The organism is Exiguobacterium sp. s22 (assembly GCF_018617455.1).
GTDB lineage: Bacteria > Bacillota > Bacilli > Exiguobacteriales > Exiguobacteriaceae > Exiguobacterium.
This window is the reverse complement of record NZ_JACSKD010000022.1, coordinates 1-548: the sequence shown is the minus strand read 5'-3', so window position 1 is coordinate 548 and position 548 is coordinate 1. Positions and strand designations below refer to the sequence as shown.

Annotated in this window: 1 protein-coding gene; it reads right to left on the bottom strand. The window is 55.8% G+C overall.

Annotated features, from left to right (window positions below):
- On the bottom strand, window positions 1–548 hold a 548-nt coding region (locus KNO94_RS15500), incomplete at both ends, for an RNA-guided endonuclease TnpB family protein (RefSeq protein ID WP_214781048.1).

Below are 548 nucleotides of genomic sequence, written 5' to 3'. Positions count from 1 at the left end.
ATGGACTTGGCGAGCTTATGGTTTTGCATCATGTCCTTCGACTTCAATGTCTCCACGACGATGACTTGGTTCTCGTCAACGATCCGTCTTGACAGTTTGTGAAGGAAGTCCTTACGTTGATTCGCAATCTTTTCGTGTTTCTTGGCGAGGATCAGCCTGGCCTTCTCACGGTTCTTACTCCCGATCTTCTTGCGTGACAAAGCGCGCTGCGCCTTCTTGACCTTCGCTTCGGATTGTCGGAGAAAGCGAGGGTTGTCAATCTTCTCCGAGACCATCGCATCGTTCGTCATGATGGCGAAGTGCTCCAGACCGAGATCGATCCCGACCTTGTTCTCGGCTGGGATCCATGGTGCATCGTCCTGTTCGACGAGGATGGAGACAAAGAACTTGCCCGTCTTGGTCATCGACACCGTCGCTGACCGGATGACGCCCTCGAACGGGCGATGTTGGGTGAACCGCACGAACCCGACCTTCGGCAGACGGACCTTGCCCGCCTCGATGCGGATCGTGCCATGCTGGTTGTTCGTCGTGTAGGAGGCGCGCGACCG